The sequence below is a fragment of the Luteibacter sp. P4_E6 genome, from assembly GCF_056401535.1.
On the sequence record NZ_JBFUJE010000146.1, the window covers coordinates 1 to 8,600 of the forward strand.

1 protein-coding gene is annotated in these 8,600 nt (G+C 61.7%); it reads left to right on the top strand.

Annotated elements, in window-relative coordinates; genetic code table 11:
• Positions 1–8,600, top strand: an 8,600-nt coding sequence (locus tag AC1DT2_RS10925; protein WP_477296215.1) for a Tc toxin subunit A-related protein, incomplete at both ends; no start/stop codon positions are given.

The following is an 8,600-nucleotide window of genomic DNA, read 5'->3' on the forward strand; positions in this document are numbered from 1 at the left end:
CTGGTGATCCAGGTGCTACGAAGCAAACGCCAGCACCCTTGGCAATTGCTGCGCCAGACCGACGAGGACTATCCCAATTTTTCCCATCGGACGGTCGTCAACGCCTCCATGCGTAACGCGCTTACCCTCTGCACAGGGCTCGCGCCGGCGCAACTCAGGGCGCTACAGCTAGCTCAGCCGCTGACCGACCGTGCATTGTGGACGGGCCTGGGGTGGCCGGCGAACAGCACAGTGGCAGACCTTGCTGATACGGCAACGTTTCTGAAACTGACTGGTCTGAACCGCAAACGCCTTCGGCAGTTGCTTGCCGTCAACGGCGTCGCCAAGGCTCCGGACGCCGGTAGCTACACCTCGGTAACAGTCAGCACGGAGGGTAAACCCGACGGACAAGCCGATAGCAGCGCTTTCGGCGCGCGCTTCGTCAACGACGGCAGGACGCCGGCGCTAGGCCTCAGTGCAGACGAGAAGGCAGGAGGGGGCACACGCATCAAGAACCTCAGCACCGGGCATATCCATCGCATCGAAGCGATGCTCCGCCTGCATAACGGAACCGGTTTGCCCTTTGCGGCGCTCGATCGTCTTCTCCAGGCCATCTTCGGCGCCCAGCGCGTCGACGAGAATTTCCAGATCGACGTCCATGCCTTGCGCGCCCTGGGCCTCTACTGCCATCTCCGCGACAGCCGCCGGGTGGACCTGGACGCCTACGGAGCCGTCCTGCATGAAATATCCCCCTACGCCACCGGACGCGATACGTCTTACTACGACAAACTGTTTCGTCCCGGCGCTGGCTGCAGCGACCTTGCCGGTTCGGCTACACGACTCACCATGGACGGCGAGCCGTTCGTCAATGCCAGCAGCGATCCGACGATGCAGCGCCTTTGCGCCGGCTTGGCTATCGGTGTCGACACGCTCTCAGACATGCTCAGATGGGCGACCAAGGCGAGGAAGATCCTGGCCCCCGTCCGTAACCTGTCACTCATCTCCGCCTGCCACCGCATGGTCGTCGTGCCACGCTGGCTTGGCCTGAACGAAAAGGAAGGTCTGGCGCTGCTGCGTCTGTTCAAGCAGACGCACCCCGGCTTGTTTGCCCAGCTCGCCGGGGAGCCGAGGCTCTCCCGCGGGAACACCGACGAGACGCTCGATATCGTCGATGCGATCGTCACCCTGATCAACCTGTCCGACTGGCTTCGTCAGCTTCGTCAGCTTGGCGGGCGTGGTGGGAACCACCTCGACGCCACATCGCTCACCACGGCACTGAGCCATGAAACGATTCAGGCGACCGACCTGATTCGTCGCATTCCCGAGATGTCCCTCCTGGCGCATACCGCAACGAATAGCCGCCTGCAAGACGCCTTCCTCGAGATGCCCTTTGCAGAAGATGCCAAACGCCCCCCGACCGAAGTGCTGTCATCACTGATCGATAGCGGTGGCATGTTCAAGGACACCGTGTTCGACATGGACGGCGACACGCTGGACATGATGATTGACTCGGCGCTCGAGCCGTCGACGGATACCACCGATGTTGACCGGGTAACGATAAGAGAGAAGTTCGAGCGAACCAAGGTGCGCGTCGCGCAATGCCTCGCCCCGTTGCTCGAGGGCCAACGTGGCCTGCTAGGAGACGTCCTCAAGTCCTTGCTTCCCGACATCGCCGACCCGCTTCTGCGCGCCGCGCTGGCCCGGTGGGCTGGCGCCACGCCCACCGCGGTGGTGGGACTGCTACGGAACAGACACTCGCCCGAAGAAGGCGCCCTCGCGTGGGTGGGGACGCTAGCCCGGCAGGCGAAGCTAGCCTGCCTTCTGAACGTCGACGCGCCGACGATCGATGCGATCCGTTCACATCGCGAGCGCTTCGAYCTGCGCCCGTCCGATACCCAGAACCCTGGCTTGATTCTCGCTTATCGCCTCGCAGAATGGGACGCCACGATAAGCAACGTCGTCGCTCGCTCCGGCCTCGATCCAGAGCCAGCCCGCGACGAACTGCTCGCTTACCTGGCAACCGCCCGCGACACGACCAACGGCGATCCCACCGCGCGCCTGGCCACGCTCTTGCGCGTCGACATATCCTCCGTGGCGGCGGTCGCGGCTAACCTCGGCGACAAAACCGCAGGAAGCCTGACCACCAGCAGCCAAATCGGGTGGCTACTTCGCCTGCAGGCACTCGCCGAACGAACGACGATATCCGTCGGTGCGTTGCTCGCGCTCGCTCGTCTTGAACCGCAAAGTTCCACCGACGACGTGGAGGCTGCCGGTCAGCTGTTGCTCGCCACCTGCGAGGCCGCCGAGCGCGACGCCATCGTGGGAGCGCATAACAAAGCGTGGTGCGATGCCATGGTCGCCTGGACCCTACCGCGAGCGACCGACATAGACGGCCGGAAGTTCGCCAACACGAATGAACTTTCCACGTGGCTTCTGACCGATCTGGAGGTTGGCCCCGAACCCGAAACGACGCGACTGGCCGCCGCCATCGACAGCCTCCAGCTGTATATCCACCGTTTGCTCAGCGGTCTCGAGAAACACGTGAATCCTGACGCGGATATCAAACAAGAGAACCAGAAATGGAGTAGCTATCACTCCCGCTATGTCGACTGGCGGCGAGATAGAGACCGCCGGGCCTACCCGGAGAACTACATCCACCCGGCAAACCGCGAGCGCAAGACCAGCGCCTTCTTCGATCTGGAGACCCAACTGGCCCAGGGCCAGGCACGCCCCACCGACATCGACACCACGTTGCTGGCCTACCTCGCCGATTTCGAACAGGTCAGCAACACCCAGATTATCTCCGCCTATCACGACGGCACCGACCCATCCAAAGACGAACTTCACCTGATCGGCCGCAGGAATATCGAGCCTTACGACTATTTCTGGCAATCCGGTCGAATGGATGTCAAGGCGAACGACGAGCAGACCGGCATGCTCGCCTGGAGCGGCTGGAAGAAGATCGAACTGCCGATCAACGGCACGCTGACGCGCACCAAGATTGCCAAACGCTCCGTGAAGGAGCTCGAAGCAGCGTTGAAGACCAAGATCGAAGGTAGCGACCAGAAAGCCGCCCGTGCCGCGACAGCCGCACTGACCGTCGCCCGCTACGACGAGGACGATTCGCGGGACAGCATCGAGACCATTCGGCCGCTTATCATCGACGGTCGTAAATATATCGTCTGGGTGGAGCGAGACAGTACCGCACTCTCCTTCGACAACGAGACCACGGTCAGCCCGTACTACGCGTTACGCGTGTGCTACAGCTACCTGGACACCAACGGCAACTGGAGCGCGTCGAACACCCTGCTGACGCTGGATGGGCGGACTGAGGGTAAACGAACGAAGCCGGAAGGGTTGGCTTCCGAACCGGCGAAAGTAGTCAATCTGCCCGAAAGCAAGCTGTTCACCCGCAGCTTTCAGCCCGGCCTCATCGTCATGGAGAACCGCAAGGGCCAACGCGAGGCCGATCCCTATCTGGTGGCCATGCTGTTCGACAGCGCAAGTGGGGCGACACCGGAAGACACAAGCAAGTGGACAGCCGGAAAGGATTACTTCCTCGCCGTCCGTGACTTGCTCCTGATCGACGAGAAATTTCTGGACGGAGACAAAACCGGCAGCACGCTGGAGAAGCAACTCGTTCGCAACTGGTACAGCCTCTTCCGGGATCCGCGTGTGGTGCAGCATCCCTATATCGGCGCGAAGTACGAATTGAAGGCCCGGGACGGCGAACGTGCCACCGAGCCCGCAAAGGCCAGAATCGATGCGCTGAACGAAAAACTGCGAATGGGAAGCCAGCACAGTATCGGCCTAACCGCTGCACTCACGAGAGACGGAACACACATCGAGATCGCCGGTACTTTCGGCGGCGTATGGTCGCCGAAAGCGGGACCGCGAGGAGAGGTCAGAACCGTCGACGACATCGACCTTATCACCATCGATCACGTCATCGCTATCAACAAGTTCGTTGTATGGGAGGGAGGGACGAACCACGCCGCAGGCGAATCCGCAGTCGCCGAATGCGTTCTTCGGGCGTCCATCACGTCCGAATCGTGGGACAGCGAGAAAATCCAGTTCGAAAGCATCGACCTCAATATCCTAAAGAAGGAAGAGTTGAAGAGGTACCAGCGTAAGAACGAAGATATGTCGTCTCTCGTGATACGCATCATCGAGCACATGATGCCGACACTCGACGTGAAGGCAAAATCACTTCAGATAAAGACAACACTCTCCGATTTGATCGAGAAGAGAAAGTTACCAGCGCAGGTAAAAGCCTTCTGGGTAGAAGAATCCGAAACAACTTTCTTGACGTTCCAATCCCCGGGATTTACCGAGTTCGACATCCCCTGCGTGCTCAGCGGCGCCCTACTGGAGGAATGCCCCATCTCGATGAAGGCCGAACTCATCCGGGTCGGCAACACGCCATTTTCCGGCGAGACAGCGTCCGATGAAGCCGCCCTGGCGGATCTGAAAAAAAGATACCCGACCATTCCGTCGAAGGTGACAGAAACCCTGCACACGCTGGCAACGACGAACCGCGCCACCCTGCGCGCATGGCTACCGTCACTCACCGAGACCTGGCGCATCCCTGCGGGCAATTACTACAAGGCGCTGCGCAAGGAGAAGATTGAATTCGGCACCTCGAACGAACTCGCGCTCTCAGGCGCGTTACCGTTCCTGCAGGCCATGCATGCGACCCGCCGGCGAGAGCTGCATGACGCCTTCATCGATCTCCTGGTCGGTCAGTTGGGCGCCTCGCTTCCCGACACCACGCGCGCGGCATTGCCTGCCGAGATTCGCACCGCGCTTGTCCGCTTCGCCGCCAGCGAACAGCCCCGATATCGTGAACTCATGGCGGACCTGGAGAAACTCGTCGGTGGCAATAGCGCCGGTGTGGTTATCAAGACCGAGCTATGGGCTGCTCACACTCGCGGAACCAAGCGTATCGCGGCGAGCATTCCGGTGAATACCGACGAGACCGATTACACGTTTCGCCTGGTCCTCAGCGCTACGGACGATCCGACGACAAGTCCCCCCGGCGACGCTTACCAGGAGTGGATCCGTCTCACCGCGCCGCACACGCTCGCCAACCTCACCGAGGCGGACACCCTGACGGCGGACGACCGCGTACGCACCGCTCGTATCCGCCGCAACCGCGCGCAGGCGCAATACCTTGACCTCGACGAGTCCAACCTACCGCCGATTCGCCTGAACACCCTGTTCGGCAAGCAGCTCGTCGCCCGCGCGACGCGCTCGGTGGACGCCGCGCTGTCGATCGATGCGCAGACATTGCCCGAACCCGCGCTGCGTGCCGGCGGCAGTGGTGGATTCGTGGACTTCCGCGGTGCCAACGGCCTGTACTTCTGGGAACTGTTCTTTCACGTGCCCTGGCTGGTGGCCTGGAGCCTGCGCGAAAAAGGCCATTACGCGGAGGCATGGCACTGGTGCAGCCGCTATCTGTTCGATCCCTACCGAGGGAGCGCGAACGAAACGACGGCGCCGATCCCTTTCTGGAACTGCCTGCCGCTCATCTACCCCCTTGATGGGGCTCGCAACACGGGTGACGCACCGGAGTTGGCGGGTTACGCGAATGCCATTCACTTCCGTAAGGCCATCCACGCGTTCCTGGTCGACCTGTGGCGGAAGGAAGGCGACGAACAGTTCCGGCGGCTGACTCCCGACACCCTGCGTGACGCGAACCTTTGCTACCAGAAGGCGCTGCAGCTCATCGGCACGCTACAGGAACCCGCCGAAACGCGTCCCTGGACACCGATCAAGCTGGGCGTGGTTGCGCGTGACCTGTTCGTCCAGCCGGTCGATCAGGCATTGCTGCGTCGTCGCGCGCTGTTACTGGCCCGACTCGAGAATCTCCGCCATGGGCGCACCATCGACGGTGTGCTCATTCCCTATCTGGGTTACGGCGACGAAGATGCGGAAGACGGATGGAGTGGCGGTCGTCGCGGATCGGCGAGTGGCCTGCGCTTACTATCGCTCCACACCATGCCGGCTTACCGCTTTCGTGACGTGATAACCATGGCGCTGTCTGCGGTGGAACGCCTTACCGATCTGGGCAGATACCTGTTCCGAATCTATGAACATGAAGCCGATAACGCGCTGGAAGTGGAACAGCTGAAGAACCTGGTGGCGCTTGCCGATTTCGATATATCGCTGAAGCGACGGGCGGTCGAAACCGCCAGACGCGAACGCAACACCCTGCAGTTGAGCCAACAGGCCATAGAGACGCGGATTCAGTATCTGACGGGGCAGCTTGCGTTCACCCGCAGCGCGATCGAGATCGCCGGCACGACGACGGCGGCTGCTGGTGTCGCCCTGCAGCTCGCGCGCTTGCCGACCTTCGCTACAGAAGGCGTGCTGGCATCGTTACCGAATATCTTCGGCTTGTCCTTCGGTGGTAGCGAGCCCGAGGGAGCACCCCAGGCGATCGGCGATGCGCTAGACGCCGCCTCCGAAGCCAGCCGCCTGCTTGCCGAAGACCTCCGGGTCGAAGCAGCCTACGAACGCCGTAACCAGGAGTGGACGCACGAAAAGGCTCAGGCTGAACACGACCTCGCCATCCTCGCCTCGCAGATGGAGGAACAGACCTCTCGCGCAGATTCGGCGACGATCGAACTCAACGAAGCGATCATGCGACGCAATGCGTTGCGTAGCGAATTCGAGGTGCAAACCACGGGGTTCGCCACCGCATCCACCTACACCTGGATGCTGGGTCGCCTCGGCGAGCTGTTCGCCTCGACCTACCAGTCCGTCTTCGACCTCTGTCTGGATGCTCAGGCCAGCTATCGTCTTGAGACCGGCGACTTCGATAGCCGGCACATACGGCTCACCGCATGGGAAGGCGCACAGCGCGGCATGTTCGCCGGCGAGGCTCTGCAGAACGATCTTCACGTCATGCAGGGCGCCTTCCTACGGCGCCACGTGCGGCGCCTGGGCATTCACAAGACGATTTCGCTCAAGACCCTGTTGGGCGATGAGAAATGGAACGCCGCACTGGTCACAGGAAAGCTATCTTTCGATTTGACCGAAGCGTTATTCGACAAGGACTTTCCCGGTCACTACCTTCGCCAGATACGATACCTCGCGGTCGTGTTGGTGCCGGCGGAGGGTAGCCCCAAGGTGCCCACTCCGAAGCTGAACGCCGATACGGAGATCCGCGCCGTACTCACGCAAACGTCCAGCGCGCTTCTGTATCGAGCCGATCCCATGGGCGTGGAATCGCTTTACGACCCAACCAAAGGTAGTGCGGAAGCCGTCCTGCGCGACCTGCGTGGCGACCAGCAGATGGTGCTCTCGCACGCGTCGCCCCGACCGGGCGCCGACCCACTGGAAACCATCGCGCTGCGCAACGAATTCGCGGATGGACGCTACGGCTTGTTCGAAGGTGCCGGCGCCGTCTCGTCCTGGAAGCTCGATCTTCTTGACGACACGACCCTCCGCGGCCAGATCGCCGATATAGAAATTCATCTCGACTACTCCGCAGCCTGGGGTGGCATCGAGTTCAAGGAGAAAGTGGACGGCTTGCTCGCGTCACTACCTGGCAAGGACACAGGGGACGTGTCACCCCCCGCTCAGACCGGTAAAGAAGACCTTCCAACCGACGTTCCTGTCGACGCCACCGTCTACCCGACCCCGCGTGCGCTGGACGCTCGTGGCCTGAACGCCGTTGACCGACGCGACGTTCCCAACGGTGCGGCCCTTACGATCGCGCCCTGGCCCTCTATTCGTAACGGCCAGCGGATCTGGCTACAGTGTTTGGGAACACGAGCGGATGGCACCTCCGTGCCCCGCTCGCTGCGAGCATCCAGCAAACCCGTCACTCTTGACGAGGTGTTGCAAGGCATCGAGGCAACCATCCCACATGACTATCTGGAAGAGCTCGGTGACTACGCGCAGGTAAGGGTCGTATTCAAGGCGTCACTCGACGGAAGCGGTGCATCGAGCACAGCGACCACGTTTCCGGAACTCATGCTCGATATCCCGAAGTGCTCCACATTGCGCGTGAAGATGGATGAGGTATCCGAACTGGAATCCCCTCCCGATCCTTCGTTGCCATGCGACTACGCCTACGTCGCGATGTCCGCCGAGGAAGGGTCCACGTCGCTCTCGTTGAACGGGACTGCAGACTTTCTGAACGTCCAGGTCGTGGACACCAACGGAGAGAAGCAGATCATCCGTTGTCAGCTGCGTCGCCGGGTGTTTCAAAGCGATGGATTCGGTAAGGACACCTATTGGGACCAACCCTCGGAGGCGGAGGGCCGGGACCACCAGAATTCCACAAGACTGCGCGCCGTCGTCAGGGCCGAACACAACCCGGACCTGCCGTTCGGTACGTATCGGGGACGTACCACGGTCCATCTCATGAGCTGGGCCGTGCCGGGGATGCGAGCGAGGGTGCGGGAGTCCATTCGGCTCGAGGTGAACTGCACGTACGCGGCTCCGGCCACACCGCCGACTCCGACGCCGAAACCCGCACCCTCTTCGGCTCCAGCCCCAAAACCGGCTGTGGCACCGAAACCCACACCCTCTCCGGTTCCAACCCCAAAACCGGCTGTGGCACCGAAGCCCGCTCCCGTTGCCGACCCAAAGCCGCCACCGTCTGGCAG